The organism is Gulosibacter sp. GYB002, assembly GCF_036577665.1.
Lineage (GTDB): Bacteria > Actinomycetota > Actinomycetes > Actinomycetales > Microbacteriaceae > Gulosibacter > Gulosibacter hominis.
On record NZ_JARBDD010000001.1, the window covers coordinates 150,461 to 175,807 of the forward strand.

Genomic DNA, 25,347 nt, shown 5'->3' on the forward strand with positions numbered 1-25,347 from the left:
TGACAGAATCCGGCTATGCGTCCCCTACAGCAAGAGATCATTACTGCGCTCGCGGTGCGGGCAACTATCGATCCGGCCGATGAAATTGAGCGTCGCGTTCAGTTCTTGGTCGACTATCTCGAAAAAACCGGTGCGCGTGGATTCGTGCTCGGAATATCCGGTGGTCAAGACTCGACGCTGGCGGGGCGACTGGCGCAGCTGGCGGTTGAACGGGTGCGCGACAGTGGCGGGGATGCGCGCTTTGTAGCGATGCGGCTGCCGCACGGCACGCAGCTGGACGAAGCGGATGCACAGCTGGCGCTCCAATTCATCCGGCCCGATGAAACGGTGACGGTCAACATTAAGGCGGCTGTAGACGGTTTGAGCGAGGCGTTTGCGCCAGTGCGATTGAGCGATTTTAATCGCGGCAATATCAAGGCTCGCATCCGCATGGTGGCGCAATTTGCGCTCGGTGGTGAACACGGGATGCTCGTGCTCGGAAGTGATCACGCGGCGGAGGCTGTCACCGGGTTTTTCACAAAGTTTGGTGACGGCGCGGCAGATGTGATGCCGCTGAGCGGACTGACAAAACAGCAGGGCCGCGAACTGCTGCAGCACCTCGGTGCGGATGCGCGGCTCTACGAAAAAGTGCCCACGGCCGACCTGCTTGATGGTGTGCCCGGCCGGCCGGATGAAACCGAGCTCGGGCTCAGCTACCGCGATATCGACACCTATCTCACCGGTGGTGAAGTCGCCGACGAGCTCGCCGCAAAAATCGAGGGCTACTATCTGCGCACTCGACACAAGCGGCACCTACCGGTGACCCCCACGGACCAGTGGTGGCGCTAGCGGCAAGCCGGGCTGCCGCAGCCTGCCGATCGGCGAACTAGCCGCGACCCGGTACCTCGAGCAGCTGCGCGAGCCGGTCGTGCAGCGGCGAGATCGGGAACGGCTTGCCATCGAGCTCAATAATCGGTGCCAGGATGCGGCCGGTAGAAACCAGCCAGCCGCCCCGAGCCCGGTCAAGGTCAGCGAGGTTGAGCACATCGAATCGGGCGGTGAGGCCGGCGGCTGGCGCGCCGTCGATCATGGCCTGAATGGTGAGCGAGCGAAGCAGCCCATCCTGTGTGGGGGTGACCAGCGCGCCGTCGATGTCGAGCACGAGCGAAGAGGTCGGCCCTTCGAGCAATCGGCCACTGGGCGACACGAACAGCGCGTCATCGGCACCGTGGGCCGCCGCCCAGCGCTTTGCCGCCATATTGATGCCGTAAGACAGGCTCTTGGCACCCGGCAGCAGCCACGGCAGCTCGCTCGTTTCTTCGGCCTCAATTCCGCGGTCGAGCACCAGCACTCGTACGCCCTCGCGTTCTTGCACCACCCGCTCGCTGATTGCCGAGATCATCGCCCAGGCGCTCGGCTGGCGAGTTTCAGGGCTCTCAGTTTCCGGTCCGCGAGTGAGCACCATGCGCAGTGTCGTTTCGGGAGCTGCATCCCAATCCCAGGCATCGGTGAGCGCAGCGACCGCGCGGCGGTAGCCGGCCGCATCCGGTTCTGGTAGTGACAGGATGCGTGCCGAATTTGCGAGTCGCTCGAGGTTCGCATCCAGGTTGGCAAACCGGCCGGCGTAACCGTGCGCAACATCAAAAACTCCGTCGCCGCGCACGATACCGAGGTCGTCGGGCCGCACCATCATGCTGGTGACGTCGTGCAGTGAGCCGTCAAGAAGGGCTACCAGTGGAACAGGTGTCATGTAATTCAGCGTACTCTTGCGCGCATGACTACAACATTTGTTCTCGCCGGTGGCTGCTTTTGGTGTCTTGATGCCGTGTACCGCAATGTTCGCGGTGTGAGTGCCATTACCGCCGGCTATATCGGCGGCGCGGTTGCCGAGCCGAGCTATGAGCAGGTGTGCACCGGCAGCACCGGTCACGCGGAGGCGATCCGCATCGAGTTCGACGAGACGATCATTCCCGCCGATATCGTGCTCGACATTTTTTTCACTCTGCACGACCCTCGACAGCTCAACCGGCAGGGCGCAGATATTGGCACCCAGTACCGTTCGGCGATGTTCCCGGCGGATGCGCAGCAGCGCGAACAATTTACCGCCGCCATCGGTCGCGCCAATGAGCTGTGGGGCGGTGGGGTGGTGACCGCCATCGAGGACGCCACCGATTTTTGGCCGGCTGAGGATTACCACCAGGACTTTTTCGCAAAAAACCCCGGCAACGGCTACTGCAATGCCGTCGCGGTACCAAAGGTGCGGAAAGTGCGTGCCCGATTCGCTGAGTGGATGGGGTAGCTCGCTGAGTGGATGGGGTAGCTCGCTGAGTGGATGGGGTAGTTCGCTGAGTGGATGGGGTAGTGCCGCGCCGCATCACTGTGAAACCGACCGGCCTGTTAATAGCGGGTTATCCACAGCGACCGTCTTGCTGTCGATGTGACCGGACATGATCGCGAGAGACTGCGGGCACGGTCGGTGAGCCTCGTAACATTCGACACGGCACGGGCTCGCCGATCGTCTCAACACCCAGCACGATTGGAGCCTGCATGTCAGATCAGATCACAGTGGTCGGAGTTATCGGAACCGATCCCGAACACAAACACAGCGATAACGGCGATCTCACCATCACCACTTTTCGGCTCGCCTCTTCACGGCGTCGGCGCAACGAAGAGGGTAAGTGGGAAGACCAGCACACTAACTGGTACACCATCACCTGTTTCCGTAATCTCGCCACCAATGTCAAGGCGAGCCTCGCCAAGGGGCACCGGGTCATGGTGCAGGGGCGGCTGCAAATTAGTGAGTTTCAGCGCGAAGACAACAGCAACGGCAAGCGCATCGAGATCCTCGCGAATCACGTCGGCCCCGACCTTTCTTTTGCCACCGCTACCGTGAGCAGCAACGCGCGGCAGCGTGAAGAAGCAGACAGCGACATCACTACGCCGGCCAGCGATTCGGTAGTCGGATTTGCCGACATCGGTGCGCAGACGGCTGAGCTGTCGGATGCGGGCAAACCGTTCTAATGCCAGCGTGGGCAGTCCCGAGCACAGTTGCTCGGGACTGCTCCGTTGTGGCGGAAGCTGAGTGGCCGATGGCGATCTTGCGGAATTGGCCACGTAGAATGCCAACTCGATGAGTCGCTTCAAAAGTTTTCCGCGTGCGGTGCTGCTGCCGACGTCCGCGCTCCTGTTCGCGAGTGTGGCGCTGGTTGGCTGCACGAGCGGCGCCACCAACGGCGGACCGGTCGAAACCACCACCGCGGCCGAAGCCACACCTACTCAGGCGCCCGAGTTTGTGCCCGACGGCGGAGCAGAGGTGAACCACGCCTACTTTGATGCGACGCTCAAACAGGTGCTGTCGGAAAATCCCGGCGCGGGCTCCAAAGACCTCGTCAACGCTCTCGTAGACGCCGGCTTCGACAAGTCAAAAATGGAAGTGACCAGCGATAAAACGCCGATCGGGCTCGACACCACCTTTGTGATTGTGTCGGTGCACATGCCCGACAATATGTGCCTTCTGGGAGAGCGCGGCCCAGATGGCCGCTACGCATCGCTGGTCTCCAAACCGATTAGCAGCGGCAAGTGTCAGCTTGCCAAGTCGATCGATATTGACTGGTAGCCACAGCTTTACCGCGACTTGACCACATCCGATAACCGCAATTCATAGACTGGACAACATGGCCGAGTACATCTATCAAATGGTTCGCGCCCGCAAGAAGGTGGGCGACAAGCTGATTCTCGACGACGTGACAATGTCGTTTTTCCCCGGTGCCAAGATCGGTATGGTCGGCCCGAACGGTGCCGGTAAATCGACCATCCTCAAAATCATGGCCGGTCTCGACGAGCCGTCGAATGGTGAGGCCAAGCTCACCCCCGGCTTCAGCGTTGGCATCCTGCTCCAGGAACCGCCGCTCGACGAGTCGAAAACCGTGCGTGAGAACGTCGAAGAGGGAGTTGCCGATATTAAGGGCAAGCTCGACCGCTTCAACCAGATCTCCGAAGAAATGGCGCAGCCAGACGCCGACTTTGATGCGCTCATGGAAGAGATGGGCACGCTGCAGACCGAGATCGACCAGCTCGATGCCTGGGACCTCGACTCGCAGCTCGAGCAGGCGATGGATGCGCTGCGCTGCCCACCCGCTGATGAACCCGTCACCAACCTCTCGGGCGGTGAGCGTCGCCGAGTGGCGCTGTGCAAGCTGCTGCTGGAAAAGCCGGATCTGCTGCTGCTCGATGAGCCCACGAACCACCTCGACGCCGAGAGCGTGCTGTGGCTCGAGCAGCACCTGCAGAAGTACCCCGGTGCGGTGATCGCGATCACCCACGACCGGTACTTCCTCGATCACGTCGCCCAGTGGATCGCCGAGGTCGACCGCGGCCGTCTGTATCCCTACGAGGGCAACTACTCGACGTATCTCGAGAAGAAAAAAGAACGACTGCAGATTCAGGGCAAAAAAGACGCCAAGCTTGCCAAGCGCCTCGCCGAAGAGCTTGAGTGGGTGCGTTCGAACACCAAGGGTCGTCAAGCCAAGTCGAAAGCGCGTCTGGCTCGCTACGAAGAGATGGCGGCCGAGGCTGAGCGCACTCGGAAGCTCGATTTTGAAGAGATTCAGATTCCGCCGGGGCCGCGTCTGGGCAATATTGTGCTCGAAGCCACCGACCTCAAAAAGGGCTTCGGCGACCGCGTGCTGTTCGATAACCTCAGCTTCTCGCTGCCACGCAACGGCATCGTCGGCATTATCGGTCCGAACGGTGTTGGTAAATCAACGCTGTTCAAGACCATCGTTGGTATTGAGCCGCTCGACTCGGGTGACCTGAAGATTGGCGAAACCGTCAAACTCTCGTACGTCGACCAGAACCGCGCCGGTATCGACCCCGAAAAGTCGGTCTGGGAGGTCGTGAGCGACGGTCTTGACTTCATCCAGGTTGGTCAGGTCGAAATTCCCTCGCGCGCCTATGTGTCGTCGTTCGGTTTTAAGGGCCCAGACCAGCAGAAGAAGTCGGGCGTGCTGTCGGGTGGTGAGCGCAACCGGCTGAACCTGGCGCTCACTCTCAAACAGGGCGGCAACCTGCTGCTGCTTGACGAGCCCACGAACGACCTCGACGTTGAAACGCTGTCGAGCCTCGAAAACGCACTGCTCGAGTTCCCGGGTTGCGCCGTGGTGATCACCCACGACCGGTGGTTCCTCGACCGCGTGGCCACGCACATCCTTGCCTATGAAGGCACTGATGAAAACCCGTCGAACTGGTACTGGTTTGAGGGCAACTTTGAGGGCTATGAGGCGAACAAGATTGAGCGTCTCGGCCCCGAAGCGGCCAAACCCTCGCGAGTCACCTACCGAAAGCTCACTCGCGACTAATGCTCGAAACATTCGAAAGCGGCCACGTGGACGGCGAACGCCGATTCCACGTGGCCGTGCCGGTACGTTGGCGCGATCTGGATGCGTACGGTCACGTCAATAACGCGACACTATTCACGCTGCTCGAAGAAGCGCGTATCGCGGCGTTTTGGAAACCGCAGCCTGGTACCGAAACGAACCGCCCGATGGGCATTGTGGATGCCGGCAGCGGTGGCGACACACTCACACTCATCGCCGGCCACGCGATTGACTACCGGGCGCCGATCCCACACTATCCCGAACCGCTCGACGTGCAGATTTGGGTGAGCCATCTCGGTGCGGCATCGGCCGAAATTGCCTACGAGGTGTGGAGCCCGGTTGGGCATGGGCCGCGCATCCTGCACACTGCGGCGCGCTCGTCGATCGTGTTTCTCGATGCCGAGTCGCAGCGACCGCGCCGACTCAACGACGCCGAACGCGCGGCCTGGCGGCCATTTTTGGGTGAGCCGCCGAAGCTGCGCGTCGACCGGGTGGAGCGCGCCGGCGAGCACACGCCCGGTGGCGAAGCGGCAGCCAAATGAGCGCCCGGATTCGTTTCGAGGATGCGCGGGTGCGCGATGATCTGGCCACCTATTTTGGGCGGGCGGGCCGCATCGAGGACGGTTCGGTGCTGGTTGAGCAAGTCGGCTCGGCGGTGGCCTTTTGGGTGCCGGTGCTGCGCCCGGCTGGCATTCTCGATCGTTCACCGCTGACCATCGGCGTGCGGGCCATCGCCGGCGAGGTGTTGGATGCTGATCCAAGCGACTGCGCTTCGAGCCGGTTTGAGGCGGTGGTGCCGTTGCGAGGGTTTCTCGATCGGCTCGCACGTGAGGCCTCCGGGGATGCGGCACTGGAACTGTCGGTTCCACCCGAGCGGCGGCTGGAATCGTGGACGGGTCGGCGTCCGCCGCTACATGGCTGGACGCTTGTCGGCCAGCTGGATGCTGCGGCCGTGCTTGCCGCAGCCGAATCTGGGATCGCTGCGGTGGCGAACAGCGCCGATCAGCGGGCGGGCCGTACCGACACTTGGACGCGTGAGCTGCCAGACAGCTGCGGGGCGCTGGCTGGCGACACCCGACCGCCGGCGGGGGTCGCTTTTGCCGGACACGCGCTCGGCTTCTGGCGTGTCGGTGACCCCATCGCCGTGCATATCGCGGATGGTTGGTGGCGGTTGGTGAGCCGAACCGGGCAGATTTTGGCGCAGCGATAAAATAATTATCGTGCTATTGTTCAAGTGACCAATCTCAATGGCGAGTTGGCATTTAACTAATTACATTCATTAAATGTCATTAGTGTGCCGGGGTTGCTCCGGTATGAATGCCATTAGCCGCGCGAGTGGTTAATGGCATTCTTTTATTGCATCCCGTGAAATAAATGATGCTCGTTCAGTTGTTGCGCTCGCGTTACAGTGCAACACAAACCGACTTAGCGAGGTGCGGAATGCCACAGATCGACTCGACAATTGAGGTGCTCAAGCAGGATGTGTTTGAACGCAACCTCAACGAGCCGGAGTACCACCAGGCAGTCGCCGAGGTGCTCGACTCGCTCGGACCGGTGCTCGAGCAGCACCCCGAGTACCTCGACCACGACATCATCCATCGCCTCTGCGAGCCGGAGCGGCAGATTATTTTTCGGGTGCCGTGGCGCGATGACCGCGGACAGGTGCACATCAATCGCGGTTACCGGGTCGAATTCAACTCGGCGCTTGGCCCCTACAAGGGAGGGTTACGTTTTCATCCATCCGTGAACCTCGGCATCGTCAAGTTTTTGGGTTTCGAGCAGATCTTCAAAAATGCGCTCACCGGGCTTCCGATCGGTGGCGGTAAAGGCGGTGCAAATTTTGACCCCCACGGTCGCAGCGACACTGAAATCATGGCGTTTTGTCAGTCGTTCATGACCGAGCTCTACCGACACATTGGTGAATATACCGACGTGCCCGCGGGTGATATCGGTGTGGGAACCCGAGAAATTGGCTACTTGTTTGGCCAGTACAAACGAATCACCAATCGATTCGAAGCGGGCGCCTTCACCGGGAAAGGGCTCAACTGGGGCGGTTCGTTGGTGCGCACTGAAGCAACCGGTTATGGCACCATCTACTTCGCCCGCGAACAGCTCGCCACGATGGGCGAAACCCTCGACGGGAAGCGCGTCTCGGTTTCCGGTGCGGGCAATGTCGCCCTCTATGCCATCGAAAAAGCGCAGGCACTCGGTGCCAGGGTGGTGACCGCATCCGATTCATCTGGCTGCGTTTATGATCCCGATGGAATCGATCTCGAGCTACTGAAACAGGTGAAAGAAATCGAGCGCGGCCGCATCCGTGACTATGCCGACCGGCGCGGCCCCCGGGTTGAGTTTCACGCGCGCATCACGGATGTGTGGGACGTGCCGACGGATATTGCGCTGCCGTGTGCCACCCAGAACGAGCTCGACGGCCAATCGGCGCGTGCGCTCATCGACAACGGTGTGAAAGTGGTGGCCGAGGGCGCAAATATGCCCTGCACACCCGAAGCGGCGCAGTTGTTGCGGGCAGCAAAACACGTGTTATTTGGTCCGGCCAAAGCAGTGAACTCGGGAGGTGTTGCCACCTCCGCGCTCGAGATGCAGCAAAACGCATCCCGTGACAGCTGGGACTTTGCCTACACCGAGTCGCGGCTCGAAGAAATCATGGTGTCAGTGCACGAACGCGTGCGTGCAACTGCCAGCCGCTATGGCGATCCGAACGACTATGTACTGGGTGCCAATATCGCCGCTTTCACCAAAGTGGTCGACGCCATGATCGCCCAGGGGCTCGTCTGAACTTGTTGCTGAATGCCGCAGCCACACCGGCAGGCGCCGCGGTTGGCGAGTTCTGCCGCGGAATCCACTAGCATCAGAGGCACGACAGGGGAGCGCCACCGGGGCGCTGAGAGTGCGGTACGGACCGCTGACCCTCGAACCTGAACCGGTTAGCACCGGCGGAGGAAGTCGAGCTTTACCTCTCCTCGCAGCCAATGCGAGCCCTCCATACACAGTGGAGGTTCACATGCGTCGTCAAATCCGATTCATTGCCGCAGCGGCGGTGGTCGCGCTCGCACTCAGCGGGTGCAGTATCAGCGCCTCGCCGAGCACCGACGCAACCGGCACCGACGGCGCCGGCGGCACCGTCACCATCCTGACGCACGATTCGTTCCAGATCACCGCCGAGCAAAAAGCCGATTTTGAAACAAAAACCGGCTACAAGCTGGTCACCACCGCACCCGGCGATGCCGGCTTCGTGGTGAACCAACTGCTGCTGGGTAAGGATGCGCCGACCGTCGACGGTGTGTTTGGTATCGACAACTTTTCGGCAACCACCATTACCGATGCCGATGTGCTGAGCGAATATCAATCGGCCGCACTGCCCGATAGCGCCGCCGACTACGCGATGGGTAAAACGCTCACCCCGATTGACCACGGCCAGGTGTGCATCAATATTGACCGCGACTGGTTCGCCGAAAATGGCGTTGCCGAGCCCACCAGCCTCGACCAACTGGCCGAACCCGAATACGCCAAGCTGCTGGTGATCACCGACCCCAGCACCTCATCACCGGGGCTTGCCTTCTTGGCCGGTGTTGTAGGCAAGTACGGAGACAACTGGCAGAGCTACATGTCGAAGCTGCTTGATGGCGGCACCCGCGTGGCAGCCGGCTGGTCGGATGCGTACTACAGCGACTTTTCGGGTTCAGAAGGCAAGGGCGATTACCCGCTGGTGCTGAGCTATGCCTCATCGCCGGCCGCCGAGGGCGGCAAGACCGGCAACCTCGAAGCGAGCTGCGTTGACCAGATTGAGTATGCCGGTGTGGTTGCCGGCGCGAAAAACCCCGAGGGCGCGCAGGCGTTCATCGACTACCTGCTCAGCGACGAATACCAGGTCACGATTCCCGAGCAGATGTACATGTACCCGGTCAGTGACCAGGTCGACCTTCCTGAGGAGTGGGCGAAACACGCCCAGCCATCAACGACACCGATTGATGTCGACCCTGCCCAGGTTGCGGCCGAGCGGGAGACCTGGCTAAACGAGTTCACGAAGCTGAGCGAATAGCACCGTGAAACGGCGCGACGGGCTCTGGCCCCTGTGGCTGGTGGCCGGTCTTGTTCCGGCGGCACTGCTTGCGGTGCTGTTCGCGTGGCCGGTCACCGCCATGCTCGTGCGCGGCTTCAGTGACGGAGCCCGAATTGACCTTTCGGTGGCTGGAAGCGTGCTCACCGACGGGCGCACTTGGCGAATTCTTGCTCAAACGCTAGGGATGGCGCTGGCTGCGACCGCTGGTTGTGTGCTCTTGGGGGTGCCCGGCGCCTGGGCCCTGTATCGAGTGCGATTCCGCGGTCAAACCGCCTTGCGCATGGCTGCGACCATGCCGTTCGTATTGCCCACCGTCGTGGTGGGTATGGCGTTCCGCTCGTTGGGGCTCGAGGGGAGCATTACCGCCGTCGTGCTCGCCATGATGTTTTTTAACTACGGTCTGGTGGCGCGCACGGTCGGCACCCTGTGGCGAGGGCTCGACTATCGCGCCGCCGAGGCCGCAGCAACCCTCGGTGCCGGGCCCGCGCGGGTGTTTATCACGGTGACCCTGCCGCAATTGATGCCCGCGATTGCCGCCGCGGCGAGTCTCGTGCTGCTATTTTGCTCGACCGCGTTCGGCATTGTCCGCACCCTGGGCACGCCGGGTGTCGGCACTCTCGAAACCGAGATTTATCGTCAAACCACGGCGGCGTTTGATCTTCGTGCGGCGGCAGTGTTGTCGTGCCTGCAGCTGGTGATCGTGGTGCTGACCGTTACCGTGTCGAATGCGCTCACGCGCCGAAATCACCAGCCGCTGCGACAACACCAGCCGCGGTTGCGGCCGCTCACCGTGCGCACCTCGCCGGCGGTGATCGTCACAGTTGCGGTGATCGCCGGTTTGATCGTGTTACCGCTTTTGGGGCTGTTTCGTGCCGCGTTCACGGTCGGTGGCGAGTTGAGTGTCGAAAACTTCGCCAAACTTGCCACCTCTGGAACCGGTTTTGGTGGTGGGGTGACCGTGCTCGCCGCGCTCGAAAATTCGCTGCGCATCGGCGTGGATGCCACAGTGCTATCGCTCATTATCGGTGTACCACTATCGCTGCTGCTATCTCGACCCAACGCAACCCGAATAACCAGGTTGCTCGACGCTGCCATCATGCTGCCGCTGGGTGTTTCGGCGGTGACGGTGGGTTTCGGCATGGTGGTTTCGATCCAAGCTGCCTGGCCAAACCTCGCCATCTCAGGTGCACTCGTCCCGGCGGCGCAGGCCGTGATTGCCGTACCGATTGTGGTGCGGTTGCTGGTGCCGGCGCTGCGAGCGATTGATAACCGGCAGCGTGAAGCGGCGGCGGTGCTCGGAGCTTCACCACTTCGGGTGCTGCTGACAGTTGACGGTGCCGTGCTGGCGCGCATGGTGGGGCCGGCTGCGGGATTTGCCTACGCGCTGTCGCTCGGAGAGTTTGGAGCCACCACATTTTTGGCGCGCCCGGATGCTCCCACTCTGCCAATCATGATCGTGCGGCTGCTGGGCCGCCCCGGTGATTTCAACTACGGCATGGCGATGGCCGGTGCAGTGATGCTAGCGCTATTGACCGGTGCGATTTTGCTGCTGAGCGAGCAATGGCGCCCGCGCCAGCTACCCGGAGCGCGCGCCACCGAGAGCCTGCTGATTCAAGAAAAGAAAGCGAGCAGTGTATGACCGACTCGACGAACTCGCTTCCGGCACTGCAGCTTGAAGCGGTCACGGTGGGTTACGAACCCGGAAGTCCGGTGGTCACCGATGCCGATCTCGAGCTGCAGCCAGGCGAGATTGTGGTGTTGCTTGGCGCCAGCGGCTGCGGAAAATCGACGCTACTTCGCGCCATTGCCGGGCTCGAGCCGGTGTGGTCGGGACGCATCCTGATGTCGGGCGATGACGTGACCGATGTGCCCACGCACCGGCGGGGCTGCGGCATGGTCTTTCAGGATGCGCAGCTATTCGCGAATCGTTCGGTGGCTCGCAATATCGCGTACGGACTCGAGGTGCAGCGGATGTCAGCGGCGCAGCGCCGCCACCGTGTGGCTGAGCTTCTTGAACTGGTGGGGATGCCGCAACTCGGCGACCGTTCGGTGGCGCAACTATCGGGTGGGCAGGCCCAACGGGTGGCTCTCGCGCGAGCTCTAGCGCCCCGGCCGCGGATCATGCTGCTCGATGAACCGTTCTCGGCTCTCGATCGCGCACTACGCGAGCGGCTGGCAGTGGAGGTGCGGGATATTTTGCGGGGGCAGGCAACTGCTGCTGTGCACGTCACCCACGATTGGGAAGAGGCCCGCACGATGGCAGACCGGATCGTCGAGATTCGCGATGGCCGTCTGTATCCACAAACCGCATAAACAAGCGCGACACGCCCGGGTTTCAGGAGCAACTTGCATAACTGTTCGTAAGTGCGTAAATTATTCCCTTGTCGCCGCGAGACGCCAAGCGCCAGAGAGCGCGAGGGTCACGAAATCGGATTCAGCCGGTAGGCGACTAGAACTACCACTCCCAGTGAAGCTGACATGGTTTGTTGTGTTGGTGGGTTTGGGGTGTGTTTGGTCCTTGAGAACTCAACAGCGTGCACTTTTTTGAATGCCAGTTTATTTTTTGCCTCGGCATGACCTTTTGGTTGTGTTTGTGGTTTCTTTGATGCGCATGGCCCCGTGTTTTTTGGGGTTGTGTGGTTGTCAGAGATCGAGCTTGCCTGTCTGCCTCTTTTTCCGGGGTGGGTGGGTGTTTACTTCATTTATGGAGAGTTTGATCCTGGCTCAGGACGAACGCTGGCGGCGTGCTTAACACATGCAAGTCGAACGATGAAGCCTTAGCTTGCTTTGGTGGATTAGTGGCGAACGGGTGAGTAACACGTGAGCAACGTGCCCAGGACTCTGGAATAACCGCGGGAAACCGTGGCTAATACCGGATAGGTGCCGAGGCCGCATGGTCTTCGGTTGGAAAGTTTTTGCGGTTCTGGATCGGCTCACGGCCTATCAGCTTGTTGGTGGGGTAATGGCCTACCAAGGCGACGACGGGTAGCCGGCCTGAGAGGGTGACCGGCCACACTGGGACTGAGACACGGCCCAGACTCCTACGGGAGGCAGCAGTGGGGAATATTGCACAATGGGCGCAAGCCTGATGCAGCAACGCCGCGTGGGGGATGACGGCCTTCGGGTTGTAAACCTCTTTTAGTAGGGAAGAAGCGCAAGTGACGGTACCTGCAGAAAAAGCACCGGCTAACTACGTGCCAGCAGCCGCGGTAATACGTAGGGTGCAAGCGTTGTCCGGATTTATTGGGCGTAAAGAGCTCGTAGGCGGTTTGTCGCGTCTGCTGTGAAAGCCCGAGGCTCAACCTCGGGTCTGCAGTGGGTACGGGCAGGCTAGAGTGCGGTAGGGGAGATTGGAATTCCTGGTGTAGCGGTGGAATGCGCAGATATCAGGAGGAACACCGATGGCGAAGGCAGATCTCTGGGCCGTTACTGACGCTGAGGAGCGAAAGCATGGGGAGCGAACAGGATTAGATACCCTGGTAGTCCATGCCGTAAACGTTGGGCGCTAGATGTGGGGACCTTTCCACGGTTTCTGTGTCGTAGCTAACGCATTAAGCGCCCCGCCTGGGGAGTACGGCCGCAAGGCTAAAACTCAAAGGAATTGACGGGGGCCCGCACAAGCGGCGGAGCATGCGGATTAATTCGATGCAACGCGAAGAACCTTACCAAGGCTTGACATATATCGGAATCGGCTAGAGATAGTCGCGCCCTTTGGGTCGGTATACAGGTGGTGCATGGTTGTCGTCAGCTCGTGTCGTGAGATGTTCGGTTAAGTCCGGCAACGAGCGCAACCCTTGTCCTATGTTGCCAGCACGTTATGGTGGGAACTCATGGGATACTGCCGTGGTCAACACGGAGGAAGGTGGGGATGACGTCAAATCATCATGCCCCTTATGTCTTGGGCTTCACGCATGCTACAATGGCCGGTACAATGGGCTGCGATACCGCGAGGTGGAGCGAATCCCAAAAAGCCGGTCTCAGTTCGGATTGGGGTCTGCAACTCGACCCCATGAAGTCGGAGTCGCTAGTAATCGCAGATCAGCATTGCTGCGGTGAATACGTTCCCGGGCCTTGTACACACCGCCCGTCAAGTCATGAAAGTCGGTAACACCCGAAGCCGGTGGCCTAACCTTTTGGGGGGAGCTGTCGAAGGTGGGATCGGTGATTAGGACTAAGTCGTAACAAGGTAGCCGTACCGGAAGGTGCGGCTGGATCACCTCCTTTCTAAGGAGTTTGTTTTTGGCATCCCTGTTGGCTGCGAGTGTTGGCCAGGGGGTGTTTGGGTGGAACATTCTTGGAGTGTGCGTTGTTGGGTGCTGGGGGACCAGTGCTCTGCTGCTGTTTTGGTGGTGGGGTGTGGTTTGCCTGGTCACGTCTGGTGCTGGCCTTTGCTTTGTGGTGGGGGTTGGTGTTGGGCCGTGGTGGTACGTTGAGAACTACACAGTGGACGCGAGCATCTGCAGCTGCATGTTGCCCTGTTTGGGGTGGCGTGTGGTTGTGAGCAATTGTTGTCTTGATGAGAGTTTTTTTGATTCTTTTGTCTTGGTAATGGCAAGTTATTCTTGGTGTTCAAATTCGTAAGAGCATATGGTGGATGCCTTGGCATCTGGAGCCGATGAAGGACGTGGTAATCTGCGATAAGCCTCGGGGAGCCGATAAACGGGCGTTGATTCGAGGATTTCCGAATGGGGAAACCTGGCCAGACTTGTTCTGGTTACTCCCGTCTGAATGTATAGGGCGGTGAGGGGGAACGCGGGGAAGTGAAACATCTCAGTACCCGTAGGAAGAGAAAACAAGAGTGATTCCGTGAGTAGTGGCGAGCGAAAGCGGATGAGGCTAAACCGGTCACGTGTGAGAGTTGGTAGGCGTTGCGTGGTCGGGGTTGTGGGACTGTCTTGATCCTTCTACCAGGGGGTCGGCGTTGGTGCGCAGGGTAGGCGAATCGTTTTGAAAAGCGAACCGTAGGGGGTGTGAGTCCCGTAGCTGAAACTTTGTGTGTGGCGTGGATGGTATCCCAAGTAGCACGGAGCCCGTGAAACTTTGTGTGAATCTGTCGGGACCACCCGATAAGCCTAAATACTTCTGGATGACCGATAGTGGATAAGTACCGTGAGGGAATGGTGAAAAGTACCCCGGGAGGGGAGTGAAATAGTTCCTGAAACCGTATGCTTACAATCCGTCGGAGCCTTTTGGGGTGACGGCGTGCCTTTTGAAGAATGAGCCTGCGAGTTAGTGGTATGTGGCGAGGTTAACCCGTGTGGGGTAGTCGTAGCGAAAGCGAGTCTGAATAGGGCGTTGAGTCGCATGCTCTAGACCCGAAGCGAAGTGATCTAGCCATGGCCAGGTTGAAGCGAGGGTAAGACCTCGTGGAGGACCGAACCCACCTAGGTTGAAAACTGGGGGGATGAGCTGTGGTTAGGGGTGAAAGGCCAATCAAACTTCGTGATAGCTGGTTCTCTCCGAAATGCATTTAGGTGCAGCGTTGCGTGTTTCTTGCTGGAGGTAGAGCTACTGGATGGCCGATGGGCCCGACAAGGTTACTGACGTCAGCCAAACTCCGAATGCCGGTAAGTGAGAGCGTGGCAGTGAGACTGTGGGGGATAAGCTTCATAGTCGAGAGGGAAACAACCCAGACCAACAATTAAGGTCCCTAAGCGTGTGCTAAGTGGAAAAGGATGTGGAGTTGCAGTGACAACCAGGAGGTTGGCTTAGAAGCAGCCACCCTTGAAAGAGTGCGTAATAGCTCACTGGTCAAGTGATTCCGCGCCGACAATGTAGCGGGGCTCAAGCACACCACCGAAATTTTGGCACTCCTTTTGTGGGGGTGGGTAGGAGAGCGTCGTGTTGTGGGTGAAGCGGCAGAGTGATCTGGTCGTGGACGTGACACGAGTGAGAATGCAGGCATGAGTAGCGAATGACTGGTGAGAAACCAGTCCTCCGAATGACTAAGGGTTCCAGGGTCAAGTTAATCTGCCCTGGGTGAGTCGGGGCCTAAGGCGAGGCCGACAGGCGTAGTCGATGGATAACGGGTTGATATTCCCGTACCGGCGAAGAACCGTCAAATCTGATCTGGTGATGCTAAGCGTGTGAGCTTGTTTTCGCGGGCCTTTGGTTCGTGTTGATGGGTTTGTGCGTGATCCGATCCGGGGAGGGTAGCGTGGGTGTGACGCAGGAAGGTAGCCAATCCGGGTGAGTGGTTGTATCCGGGCAAGGATGTAGGGTGAGTGATAGGTAAATCCGTCGCTTGTGTGCCTGAGATCTGATGCGGAACCTGTTTTGGGGTAGTTGGTGATCCTATGCTGCCGAGAAAAGCATCGACGTGAGGTTTGAGTTGCCCGTACCCGAAACCGACACAGGTGGTCAGGTAGAGAATACCAAGGAGATCGAGAGAATCGTGGTGAAGGAACTCGGCAAAATGCCCCCGTAACTTCGGGAGAAGGGGGGCCACCCGCTTGTTAGGATTTACTCCGAGAGGGTGTGGTGGCCGCAGAGACTAGTGGGTCGCGACTGTTTATCAAAAACACAGGTCCGTGCGAAGTTGAAAGACGATGTATACGGACTGACGCCTGCCCGGTGCTGGAAGGTTAAGAGGAAGTGTTAGCTTTGGCGAAGCATTGAATTTAAGCCCCAGTAAACGGCGGTGGTAACTATAACCATCCTAAGGTAGCGAAATTCCTTGTCGGGTAAGTTCCGACCTGCACGAATGGCGTAACGACTACCCAGCTGTCTCCACCGCGAACTCGGCGAAATTGCATTACGAGTAAAGATGCTCGTTACGCGCAGCAGGACGAAAAGACCCCGTGACCTTTACTATAGCTTGGTATTGGTGATTGGTGTTACTTGTGTAGGATAGGTGGGAGACTGTGAAGTGGCCACGCTAGTGGTTGTGGAGTCGTTGTTGAAATACCACTCTGGTGATACCGGTTATCTAACTTCGGACCGTGATCCGGTTCAGGGACAGTGCCTGGTGGGTAGTTTAACTGGGGCGGTTGCCTCCTAAAGAGTAACGGAGGCGCCCAAAGGTTCCCTCAGTCTGGTTGGCAATCAGATTTTGAGTGTAAGTGCACAAGGGAGCTTGACTGTGACACTGACGGGTGGAGCAGGGACGAAAGTCGGGACTAGTGATCCGGCAGTGGCTTGTGGAAGCGCTGTCGCTCAACGGATAAAAGGTACCTCGGGGATAACAGGCTGATCTTGCCCAAGAGTCCATATCGACGGCATGGTTTGGCACCTCGATGTCGGCTCGTCGCATCCTGGGGCTGGAGTAGGTCCCAAGGGTTGGGCTGTTCGCCCATTAAAGCGGTACGCGAGCTGGGTTCAGAACGTCGTGAGACAGTTCGGTCTCTATCCGCTGCGTGCGTTGGAAGTTTGAGAAGGTCTGTCCTTAGTACGAGAGGACCGGGATGGACGAACCTCTGGTGTGTCAGTTGTTCTGCCAAGGGCACGGCTGATTGGCTACGTTCGGGATGGATAACCGCTGAAAGCATCTAAGCGGGAAGCCGGCTTCGAGATGAGACTTCCTTTGAGGTTCCCAGTAGATGACTGGGTTGATAGGCCGGATGTGGAAGCGCTGTGAGGTGTGGAGCTGACCGGTACTAATAGGCCGATTATTTGATTCTACCTTTGAATGGCTTGCTTGTTTGGTTGTTTGCTGTTGTGGGTGTTCGCGTTTGTTGTGTGGTTCTTGGCGTATTGCCAGGGAGTGTTTCGGTGGTTATAGCGGAGTGGGTACGCCCGGTTACATTCCGAACCCGGTAGCTAAGTGCTTTTGCGCCGATGGTACTGCAAGGGGGACTTTGTGGGAGAGTAGGTCACTGCCGAACTTTACTTTGATGGTGGGGTGCATAATCCGTTTGGGTTGTGTGCCCCACCATTTTTTTTGTTTCCCGAAAACAACCCCTCAGACAGCATTAAAACGGTGACAACACCAAAACGGTGACGCTGTTGACCTAGGGGTTATTGCCGACAGGCCGGCGGATTATCCGAGCTGATTAATCATGGCGGTGGCCGCGCGATCAAAATAATCGAGCATCTGCGCGCGCACCATCGGCGGCCACTGCATTGAGTCGACTGCGGCGGTCATATGGCGCAGCCAACGCTCGCGTGCATCCCGATCAATCGGAAACGGTGCGTGACGCATCCGCAACCGCGGGTGTCCGCGCTGTGCCGAATAGGTGGTGGGACCGCCCCAATACTGTCCGAGGAACCGGCTAAGTCGCCAGATGGCGCCCTCGAGATCATCAGGGTCATACATTGGCCACATGACCTCGTCTTGCTGCACCGCCTCATAGAAGCGGCGGGCGAGCGTGTCGAATGCCGCCATGCCGCCGACCTGCTCGTAAACGGTGGGAAGGGCCGCAGCGCCTTGTTCGCCGGTGCGCAGATGGACGGGAAGCGGTTCAGTCATAAGGCCAAGCCTACGCACTCACTCGGCTTCGCGCTGCTGTGCCTGACGATCATCAATTCCGTTGGCGCGCGTGAGGTTCATCCCATTGGGGCCGTTAAAAATCACCGTGTTCATCGGCGGTAGCGAAATACCCTCGGCCTTGAATGCATCCTGGATGCGGGCACGAAGTTCACGCTCAACGCTCCAGCGTTCGCCCGGCAGCGTCTTTGCCGCGAGGCGAACAATGACAGCTTCAGCCGAGAGCGTCTGCAAACCCCAAATACTGGGTTTTTCAATGATGTGTTCGGCCCATTCGGGGTCGTTATAGAGCGCCTCGGCAGCTTCGGCCATCACTTTTTGGGCGCGGTCGCGATCAACGGTGTAGGGCACCGCAAGGTCAATGATGGCGCGGTTCCAGCCCTGGGAATTATTGCCGACGCGCTGAATTTCGCCGTTGCGGATGTACCAGAGCTGGCCCCACAGGTCGCGCACCTGGGTTACGCGCACGCCCACTGCTTCAACGATGCCGATTGCATATTCCATATCGACCTCGTCGCCGACGCCCAGCTGGTCTTCGATGACCATGAACAGGCCGTTGAGCACATCGCCAACGATTTTTTGGGCACCGAAACCGAGTCCGGCACCCACGGCCGCCGAGAGCACCGTGAGCGAAGCCAAAAACGACGGGTTAATAATCGTGACCACCCACATCACGGTGATCACGAAGATCAGCACCGCAACGATGTTTTCGAGCACCTGACCGATAGTGCGTGCGCGCTGCACGGTGCGCACCGACTCGAGTGGCGAACGCAGCGCCAGCATCTGGGTGTCGTTGACGCCACGCTTTTTTTTGACACCGGAGACGATCTTGCCCACGGTTCGACGAATGATGATTTTCGCGAGTCGGTTGACCAGCCAGGCTCCGAGGATGACCAAAACAATGGCAATGAGGTCAGAGAACGGGCCGAGGAACTCAATAACGGAGTCAAAAAAGTTTTGCATTTGCAGCCGATCATACGAGTGCTTCCCGAGTGCTGGCAGCAAACAGCTGAGCATCACCACAACGCGGCGGCAGCACAGCTAAAAAAATCAGGGCTGGACGCTGCCTTAGCGGCAGCACCCAGCCCTGATGGCTATGGTTGACTACTCGACGTCGGCAGCCTGCACGCGCAGCGCGCGCTGGGCACTATCGAGGTCCTCGGCGATGAGGCGACGCAGCGGTGCCGGTGCATCCTCATTGTTTGCCAGCCACTCGGTAGCGAGCGCGACGACCCGCTCGGTGTCGACCAGCCCGGGGAAGAAACCGTCGACCAGGTATTCGGCGATGTGGTACGAACGGCTTGACCAGATCTGTCGCAGCTCGGCGAAATACGTGTCGACAAACGGCGTCAGCAGCGAATGATCGCGGGTAGTCCAGAACCCTGCGGCGGCGGCGCGAACGATGTCGTTCGTGGCGCCCGCAGTGGTCCACACCGAATCCCAGGCCGCACGCTTCGCTTCGGCAGTCGGGATTGCGGCACGGGCGTGCGCGGCAGAACGCTTACCGTCCGAGGTGGCATCCGCGGCATACCGCGCCGCAATCTCGGGCTCACCTGCCCGACCACCGGCGACCAGTGCATACAGCAGCTGCCAGCCGAGATCGGTGTCAATGTCGAGACCCGGAAGCTTCACGCTTTCGTCGTACAGATCCGCAACAACCTGCAGCTGCTCGTCAGTGGTGGCGAATTGCGCGAACGTTTGCACAAAACCAAACTGCGCATCCGAACCAGGCTCGGCCGCCTGCGCGAGTGACCAGAACGCATCCGCAACCTCGATTCGGCGCTGCTCGCGGCGCTCGGGACGCGAATAACGGTCAACCGAGCCGAGCAGCTGCGACTGCAGCATCCGACGCGTGGTCGATTCGGTTTCGCTACCGATATGTGCCAGCACGGTCTCGATGAACTGCTGCACCGGCACCTCGCCATCGCGGGTTGCATCCCACAGGCTGCCGAGGGTGAGCGCGCGGGCCAACGGGTCGACAATTTCACCCGCGTGGTCGTGCACGGTGCGCAGCGACTGCTCGTCGAGACGGATCTTGGCGTAGGCGAAGTCGTCATCGTTGATGAGTACAAGATCGCCCCGGTGCTGGCCGACAAGCTCTGGCACCTCGGTGCGCTCACCATTCACATCAAGTTCGACCCGGTGGGTGCGGACAATGCCCTCGTCAGTGCGGTTGTAGATACCAACCGCGAGGCGGTGCGGGCGAATAGTGGGGTGGGCGTCGGCAGCCGACTGCAGGATGGCGAACGACGTGAACTTGCCGTCTGCATCCAGTTCAAACTCGGGGCGCAGCGTGTTCACGCCGGCGGTTTCCAGCCACAGTTTCGACCACTCGCGCAGATCGCGACCCGAAGCGGCCTCGAGCTCAACCAGCAGATCGTCGAGCACCGTGTTGCCGTAGGCGTGCTTGTTGAAATAGGAGTTCACGCCGGTGAAAAACGCCTCGCGGCCCACCCAGAAAAACAGCTGCTTGAGCACCGAACCGCCCTTGGCGTAGGTGATGCCGTCAAAGTTCACCAGCACATCGTCAAGGTCACGAATTTCGGCGACGATCGGGTGCGTTGACGGCAGCTGATCTTCTCGTACCGCCCAGGTCTTTTCACTGGCGAGGAAGGTTACCCAGTCGTTTTCCCATTCGGTAGCTTCGGCGGTCGCGAGCGTCGAAATAAACTCGGCAAACGACTCGTTCAGCCACAGGTCGTTCCACCACTTCATGGTGACCAGGTTGCCGAACCACATGTGGGCCAGCTCGTGCAGGATGGTCACCACGCGGCGCTCACGGATGGCGTCGCTCACCCGCGAACGGAAAACATAGGTTTCGGTGAAGGTCACGCAGCCAATATTTTCCATCGCGCCCATGTTGTATTCGGGCACGAACAGCTGGTCGTATTTGTCGAAGGGGTAGGGGACGCCGAAGTTGCGTTCGAAATATTCGAAGCCCTGCTTTGTGGTGGTGAAAATATTGTCGGCGTCCATGTGCTCAGCGAGTGACTTACGGCAGTACACCCCCAGCGGGATGGTGCGGCCGCTTGCCGAAACGAGTTCGTCATGCCACGAGACATACGGGCCGGCGACGAGTGCCGTGATGTAGGTCGACATTTTTGGGGTCTGGCCAAAATGCCACACGGCCTTGCCATCGCCGAGCGGTTCGGGCTCGGGGGTGGGCTGGTTCGAAATCACGGCCCAGTTTTCGGGCGCCGTCACGTGGAAGGTGAACACGGCCTTGAGGTCGGGCTGCTCGAAGCAGGGGTACATGCGGCGGGCATCCGGCACCTCGAACTGCGAGTACAGGTACACCTCGCCATCGGCAGGGTCGACTGCGCGGTGCAGACCCTCGCCGGTGTTCATGTAGCGCATATCGGCTTCGACAATGAGCTCGTTATTGGCTGCCAGATTTGGCAGCGTGATGCGCACGCCGTCGGCAACTTCTGCCGGGTCGAGGTCGATGCCGTTCAGCTTCACTGCGTGAACGGTGTCGGTGATGGCGTCAATAAAAGTGGTGGCGCCTTCGGTGCCGGTGAACTCTACGCGAGTTACGGTGCGGAAGGTTTCGGGAGAGGTCGTCAGGTCGATCGACACGTCGTAGCTGGTGGCATCGACGAGGTCACGACGTTCGACGGCTTCGGTGCGAGTGAGGTTTTCTCCGGGCACGAATACATCCTGTCGTTTCGATTTGGCGTCATTTACGCTTTTGGTCGGGCTTGAGCTTACCGCTGTCTGGGTGTGCAAAACGGTCGGCGACCTGTGAAAAAGACTGAAGCGCCACACATGTTTTCGGCACCGGCACGGCGTAGTGTTAACCAGATTGAATGAATGACGCGTATGGGGTGAATTTTGCAGCAACGACCGTTACGTCGCCTCTGGGGGCTGATGAAGCCCTATCGCCTCCGGCTCATCTTCGGTGTTGTGGTCTCAATTTTTTCGTGGGTCGCCGCGCTGGCGATGCCCCAGGTGCTGTCGTATCTGGTGAACGAGGTGTTCACCGTCAACGCCGGTGCCACGGTTGTGCTCATGGCCGCGCTCGTGGTTGTGGGGCTGGCACTTATTGAGTCGGGGCTGCTGTTTGTGCGCCGGATGCTGTCGGTCGACCCCTCGGCGCGCATCGAATACGGGATGCGAACACGGCTATTTGGTCACCTGCAGCGGCTGCCACTTGCCTTCCACGATCGCTGGGAGTCGGGCCAGTTGCTTTCGCGGGCGATGACCGACCTCGGCGAGATTCGTCGGTTTGTTGCCTTCGGCGGCATCATGCTCATCACCGACATGTTTACGCTCACTATCGGCATGGTACTGATGGTGCGCTCGCACTGGCTGCTCGCGACCATCTACTTCGCCGCCGCGCTGCCGATCATGTTTTACACCGCGTGGTTCGCGGGCAAATATCGGCAGCTTTCGCGCCAGGGGCAGGATGCCAGCGGCGATTTGGCCACCAATGTTGAGCAGTCGGTGCATGGTATTCGAGTGCTCAAGGCTTTCGGCCGCGGCGACTATGCGCTCGGGCGCTATGAGCGCCACGCCGACCGGGTGCGTGCCATCGGGGTGCGCCAGACCGACCTCATTGCCAACTTTGACGCGGTGGTGCGGATGCTGCCCGAAATTGCGCTCGGCACGGCCCTGTTGCTCGGGCTGCACCTCATCGCCAATGGCGATATGAACGTCGGTGAGCTGTCGGCCTTTTTTGCCACCGCGATGATCCTCAACGGACCGGTGACCATGATCGGTCAAATGTTTGGTGCCGCAGCCTCCACCGCCTCGGCGCTGCAACGACACTTTGAGGTGATTGACGCACCGCGTACGATCACGAGCCCCGAGCATCCCGATGAATTTGCTGCCATGTCTGCGCGCGGCGAACTTGAACTGCGCGGGGTGAGTTTTGCCTATCCCGATCGACCCGACGACACGCTGCTGCACGAGGTGCAGCTCACCGTGCGTCCGGGGGAGACGATGGCGCTGGTGGGTATTACCGGAGCCGGTAAATCGACGCTGCTGCAATTGGTGCCGCGCCTGTATGACGTAACCGCGGGCGCGGTGTTGATCGATGGCCACGATGTGCGTGATCTTGACCTCGCCGAGGTGCGCGCCACCACCGCGGTGGCGTTTGAGCAGGCCACCCTGTTCTCGGGAAGTGTGCGAGAAAACGTGCTGCTGGGAGCCGACCGCGCCCTCGGGCTCGACCGACCACTCGGTGACGCCGATCGCAACACCGCCGCGGCCAACAAATTGCTCGATCTGGCACTCGAAACCGCCGATGCCGGTTTTGCCTATGAGCTTCCCAACGGTGTCGATACCCGCATCGGTGAGCAGGGGCTGTCACTTTCGGGTGGGCAACGACAGCGCATCGCGCTGGCGCGTGCGATCGCAGCGAAACCCCGGTTGCTGCTACTGGACGATCCGCTATCGGCACTTGACACGGCAACCGAAGAACGGGTCACCGCGCGGCTGCGGGAAGTGCTGCGAGGCACCACCACGCTCGTGGTCGCGCACCGCTCATCCACGGTGGCGCTCGCCGACCGGGTCGCACTGCTCGAAAACGGCCGCGTCATGGCGGTGGGCACACACAACGAACTCATGGCTACCCGGCCGGAATACCGCGCCATCATGGCCGACCCGGCCACCAGCGCCGCAGCTTCGGGAGGTGACGACGAATGACAACGCAACAGGCCGAAGCCGACCACGACCTCGACCCGATTGCGGCGGGCAGCGATCGTGAAAAACGAGAGCGGATGCGGCAGCTATTGGGTGAGCTGCTGCGCCCAGCTCGCGGCGCATTTTTTACCGTGGCCGTGCTCATCATCATCTATCAGCTCGCCGTGGTCGCCGGCCCCGCAGTTATTGCGTGGGGTATTGACGTTGCGCTACCGGCCCTACAAGCGGGCGATTCGACACCGGCCTGGACCGCGGGGATCGGCTACCTGGGCCTCGCGGTGGTGGGCTCGAGCGCTATTTTCGCGTACCTGCGCCTTTCAGCCCGCGTTGCCGAGCGGGTGCTCTACAACCTGCGGCTACGCATCTTCCGACACAGCCAGCAGCTCGATCTCGAGTTTCATGAGAGCTATACCAGCGGCCGCGTTATCTCGCGCCAAACCAACGACACCGAGTCGCTGAGCGAACCGCTCGTGTTTGGCCTCGAAGCGATTATCGGTGCCCCGGCCCGGATGATCGTGATCGCCGTGTCGATCATCCTGATGGACTGGCTCACCGGGCTCGTGATGCTCGTGATGCTCGTGCCGGGCTGTTTTTTGTCGACCTGGTTCCAGCGTCGCTCATCGGTGGAATACCGAAATATGCGCACCCACTCGGCACGGCTCACCGTGGAATTTGTCGAAACGTTCACCGGTATTCGCGCGGTGCAGGCTTATCGTCGCGAATCCGCAAACGATGCACGCTACGCCGAGCTCAGCGGTGACTACCGCACGGCACTCCTGCGTTCGATCATGGTGTTTGGTATCTACCAGCCGGCGCTCAAGCTGCTCGGCAACCTCACAATCGCGGTGGTGATCGCAGTTGGTGGTCTGCGCGTTGTTGGCGGCAACCTCGAAGTGGGTGTGCTGCTCGCGCTGGTGCTGTATACCCGCTGGTTTTTTGTGCCGATCGACACGCTCGCCGGCTTCTACAACCTGATCCAGTCGGCCGCTTCGGCGCTCGAAAAAATTTCGGCCTTCCTTTCGGTAAATCCGTCAGTAACCGAACCACAGAATCCGAAACCGCTTCCTGCCGGACGCGGCACCATTGACCTGGATGCGGTGAGCTTCGGCTACCGAGACGGCCAGGATGTGCTGCCGCACGTTGACCTCCACATTCCGGCGGGGCAGACCGTGGCGATTGTGGGGCGCACCGGCGCCGGTAAATCGACGATCGCGAAGCTCATCGCGCGCTTTTATGATGTCTCTTCCGGCAGCATCCGAATTGATGGTGTTGATCTGCGTGAACTGTCCGATCGATCGCTGCGACAGGCGGTGGCGATGGTGACTCAGGAGTCGTATCTGTTTTCGGGGACGGTTGCCGACAATATTGCGATTGGTAACCCGGATGCATCCCGGGCCGAAATTGAAGCGGCAGCCGAAGCAATCGGTGCCGACACGTTCATTCGCCAGCTGCCCGATGGATACGACACCGATGTGCTTTCGCGCGGTGGCCGACTGGCAGCCGGGCAGCAGCAGCTGGTTTCGTTTGCGCGCGCGTTTCTTGCCGACCCACGCGTGCTTATTCTCGACGAGGCCACCAGTTCGCTCGACCTGCCAAGCGAACGTGCCGTGCAACACGGGCTCGAACAGCTGCTCGGCGACCGCACCGCGATCATCATCGCCCACCGGCTCGCAACCGTCATGAACGCCGACCGGGTGCTGGTGGTGCACGACGGTGCCGTGGTTGAAGATGGCACTCCGGCCGAACTGATCGCCGCCGGCGGACGTTTTGCAGACCTGCATCGCGCCTGGCAAGACTCGCTCTAAGCGCAATCTCCGCACGGTGTGTGGCCGCCGTCGAGG

General features: G+C 59.9%; 17 protein-coding genes, 3 rRNA genes and 1 riboswitch. Of the genes, 16 read left to right on the top strand and 4 right to left on the bottom strand.

The features are described 5' to 3' along the window. The first annotated feature begins 15 nt into the window (after window positions 1-15). On the top strand, window positions 16-828 hold the full coding sequence (gene nadE, locus PV375_RS00640; RefSeq protein WP_332105699.1) for an ammonia-dependent NAD(+) synthetase: 813 nt from the start codon (window positions 16-18) through the stop codon (window positions 826-828). A 37-nt stretch (window positions 829-865) separates the two neighbouring features. Here nadE and PV375_RS00645 read toward each other — a convergent pair whose 3' ends face one another. Further along, window positions 866-1,729: an aminotransferase class IV gene (locus PV375_RS00645; protein WP_332105701.1), complete on the bottom strand. Its 864-nt coding sequence runs from the start codon at window positions 1,727-1,729 to the stop codon at window positions 866-868. 24 nt (window positions 1,730-1,753) lie between these two features. On the opposite strand from PV375_RS00645, the gene msrA reads away from it, so the two are divergent. The 13 genes from msrA to rrf all read left to right on the top strand — a co-directional run bounded on the left by msrA (window position 1,754) and on the right by rrf (window position 17,258). Beyond that, the gene (msrA, locus tag PV375_RS00650) at window positions 1,754-2,278 is read left to right on the top strand and encodes a peptide-methionine (S)-S-oxide reductase MsrA (RefSeq protein ID WP_332105702.1); all 525 of its coding nucleotides are present in this window, start codon (window positions 1,754-1,756) and stop codon (window positions 2,276-2,278) included. 248 nt (window positions 2,279-2,526) lie between these two features. Beyond that, entirely contained in the window at window positions 2,527-3,000 is a 474-nt protein-coding gene (locus PV375_RS00655) for a single-stranded DNA-binding protein (protein ID WP_332105703.1), read from the top strand. A gap of 109 nt (window positions 3,001-3,109) precedes the next feature. After that, window positions 3,110-3,595, top strand: a complete 486-nt coding sequence (locus PV375_RS00660) for a DUF6993 domain-containing protein (RefSeq protein ID WP_332105704.1) — start codon at window positions 3,110-3,112, stop codon at window positions 3,593-3,595. Window positions 3,596-3,653: 58 nt separating this feature from the next. Beyond that, window positions 3,654-5,336, top strand: coding sequence for an energy-dependent translational throttle protein EttA (gene ettA, locus PV375_RS00665; protein ID WP_201518756.1), 1,683 nt, complete (start codon window positions 3,654-3,656; stop codon window positions 5,334-5,336). Continuing rightward, window positions 5,336-5,896, top strand: a complete 561-nt coding sequence (locus tag PV375_RS00670) for an acyl-CoA thioesterase (RefSeq protein WP_332105705.1) — start codon at window positions 5,336-5,338, stop codon at window positions 5,894-5,896. The genes ettA and PV375_RS00670 overlap by 1 nt, the downstream gene beginning before the upstream one ends. Further along, entirely contained in the window at window positions 5,893-6,564 is a 672-nt protein-coding gene (locus tag PV375_RS00675) for a hypothetical protein (protein WP_332105706.1), read from the top strand. The genes PV375_RS00670 and PV375_RS00675 overlap by 4 nt, the downstream gene beginning before the upstream one ends. 230 nt (window positions 6,565-6,794) lie before the next feature. Next, window positions 6,795-8,150: an NADP-specific glutamate dehydrogenase gene (gdhA, locus tag PV375_RS00680; RefSeq protein ID WP_332105707.1), complete on the top strand. Its 1,356-nt coding sequence runs from the start codon at window positions 6,795-6,797 to the stop codon at window positions 8,148-8,150. Between the two features lie 76 nt (window positions 8,151-8,226). After that, window positions 8,227-8,334: riboswitch (TPP riboswitch) on the top strand. Window positions 8,335-8,376: 42 nt separating this feature from the next. After that, window positions 8,377-9,414: a thiamine ABC transporter substrate-binding protein gene (locus tag PV375_RS00685; protein ID WP_332105708.1), complete on the top strand. Its 1,038-nt coding sequence runs from the start codon at window positions 8,377-8,379 to the stop codon at window positions 9,412-9,414. A 4-nt stretch (window positions 9,415-9,418) separates the two neighbouring features. Next, window positions 9,419-11,074 (top strand): ABC transporter permease, encoded by a 1,656-nt coding sequence (locus tag PV375_RS00690; RefSeq protein ID WP_332105709.1) that lies wholly within the window; start codon window positions 9,419-9,421, stop codon window positions 11,072-11,074. Then, window positions 11,071-11,748 carry an ABC transporter ATP-binding protein gene (locus PV375_RS00695; protein ID WP_332105710.1) on the top strand — a complete coding sequence of 226 codons (678 nt, stop codon included), beginning with the start codon at window positions 11,071-11,073 and terminating at the stop codon, window positions 11,746-11,748. The genes PV375_RS00690 and PV375_RS00695 overlap by 4 nt, the downstream gene beginning before the upstream one ends. 388 nt (window positions 11,749-12,136) lie before the next feature. Then, window positions 12,137-13,659: ribosomal RNA gene (locus tag PV375_RS00700) — 16S ribosomal RNA — on the top strand. Window positions 13,660-14,002: 343 nt separating this feature from the next. Then, window positions 14,003-17,054, top strand: a 23S ribosomal RNA gene (locus PV375_RS00705). An 87-nt stretch (window positions 17,055-17,141) separates the two neighbouring features. Continuing rightward, window positions 17,142-17,258, top strand: a 5S ribosomal RNA gene (gene rrf / locus PV375_RS00710). Together the 16S, 23S and 5S rRNA genes form the textbook arrangement of a ribosomal RNA operon. Before the next feature lie 155 nt (window positions 17,259-17,413). On the opposite strand, the gene PV375_RS00715 is transcribed toward rrf, so the two are convergent. The 3 genes from PV375_RS00715 to pepN form a co-directional block, all read right to left on the bottom strand. Beyond that, window positions 17,414-17,842: a globin domain-containing protein gene (locus tag PV375_RS00715; RefSeq protein WP_332105711.1), complete on the bottom strand. Its 429-nt coding sequence runs from the start codon at window positions 17,840-17,842 to the stop codon at window positions 17,414-17,416. An 18-nt stretch (window positions 17,843-17,860) separates the two neighbouring features. Next, window positions 17,861-18,823 (bottom strand): mechanosensitive ion channel family protein, encoded by a 963-nt coding sequence (locus tag PV375_RS00720; protein ID WP_201612739.1) that lies wholly within the window; start codon window positions 18,821-18,823, stop codon window positions 17,861-17,863. 141 nt (window positions 18,824-18,964) lie between these two features. Continuing rightward, window positions 18,965-21,511 carry an aminopeptidase N gene (gene pepN, locus PV375_RS00725; RefSeq protein WP_332105712.1) on the bottom strand — a complete coding sequence of 849 codons (2,547 nt, stop codon included), beginning with the start codon at window positions 21,509-21,511 and terminating at the stop codon, window positions 18,965-18,967. 219 nt (window positions 21,512-21,730) lie between these two features. Between pepN and PV375_RS00730 the strand changes: the two genes are divergently transcribed. Both PV375_RS00730 and PV375_RS00735 read left to right on the top strand, forming a co-directional pair. Next, window positions 21,731-23,509, top strand: coding sequence for an ABC transporter ATP-binding protein (locus PV375_RS00730; RefSeq protein ID WP_332105713.1), 1,779 nt, complete (start codon window positions 21,731-21,733; stop codon window positions 23,507-23,509). Then, complete coding sequence (locus PV375_RS00735) at window positions 23,506-25,311, top strand: ABC transporter ATP-binding protein (protein WP_332105714.1); 1,806 nt, start codon at window positions 23,506-23,508, stop codon at window positions 25,309-25,311. The genes PV375_RS00730 and PV375_RS00735 overlap by 4 nt, the downstream gene beginning before the upstream one ends. The last annotated feature ends 36 nt before the right edge of the window (window positions 25,312-25,347 follow it).

Excerpts from the sequence above, each read along its gene's own strand:
- PV375_RS00735 (WP_332105714.1), top strand. The coding sequence starts at position 23,506 with ATGACAACGCAACAGGCCGAAGCCGACCACGACCTCGACCCGATTGCG.
- msrA (WP_332105702.1), top strand. The coding sequence starts at position 1,754 with ATGACTACAACATTTGTTCTCGCCGGTGGCTGCTTTTGGTGTCTTGAT.
- PV375_RS00645 (WP_332105701.1), bottom strand. The coding sequence starts at position 1,729 with ATGACACCTGTTCCACTGGTAGCCCTTCTTGACGGCTCACTGCACGAC.
- PV375_RS00670 (WP_332105705.1), top strand. The coding sequence starts at position 5,336 with ATGCTCGAAACATTCGAAAGCGGCCACGTGGACGGCGAACGCCGATTC.
- ettA (WP_201518756.1), top strand. The coding sequence starts at position 3,654 with ATGGCCGAGTACATCTATCAAATGGTTCGCGCCCGCAAGAAGGTGGGC.
- PV375_RS00685 (WP_332105708.1), top strand. The coding sequence starts at position 8,377 with ATGCGTCGTCAAATCCGATTCATTGCCGCAGCGGCGGTGGTCGCGCTC.
- PV375_RS00695 (WP_332105710.1), top strand. The coding sequence starts at position 11,071 with ATGACCGACTCGACGAACTCGCTTCCGGCACTGCAGCTTGAAGCGGTC.
- gdhA (WP_332105707.1), top strand. The coding sequence starts at position 6,795 with ATGCCACAGATCGACTCGACAATTGAGGTGCTCAAGCAGGATGTGTTT.
- PV375_RS00660 (WP_332105704.1), top strand. The coding sequence starts at position 3,110 with ATGAGTCGCTTCAAAAGTTTTCCGCGTGCGGTGCTGCTGCCGACGTCC.
- PV375_RS00730 (WP_332105713.1), top strand. The coding sequence starts at position 21,731 with ATGAAGCCCTATCGCCTCCGGCTCATCTTCGGTGTTGTGGTCTCAATT.
- PV375_RS00715 (WP_332105711.1), bottom strand. The coding sequence starts at position 17,842 with ATGACTGAACCGCTTCCCGTCCATCTGCGCACCGGCGAACAAGGCGCT.
- PV375_RS00720 (WP_201612739.1), bottom strand. The coding sequence starts at position 18,823 with ATGCAAAACTTTTTTGACTCCGTTATTGAGTTCCTCGGCCCGTTCTCT.
- nadE (WP_332105699.1), top strand. The coding sequence starts at position 16 with ATGCGTCCCCTACAGCAAGAGATCATTACTGCGCTCGCGGTGCGGGCA.
- PV375_RS00675 (WP_332105706.1), top strand. The coding sequence starts at position 5,893 with ATGAGCGCCCGGATTCGTTTCGAGGATGCGCGGGTGCGCGATGATCTG.
- PV375_RS00655 (WP_332105703.1), top strand. The coding sequence starts at position 2,527 with ATGTCAGATCAGATCACAGTGGTCGGAGTTATCGGAACCGATCCCGAA.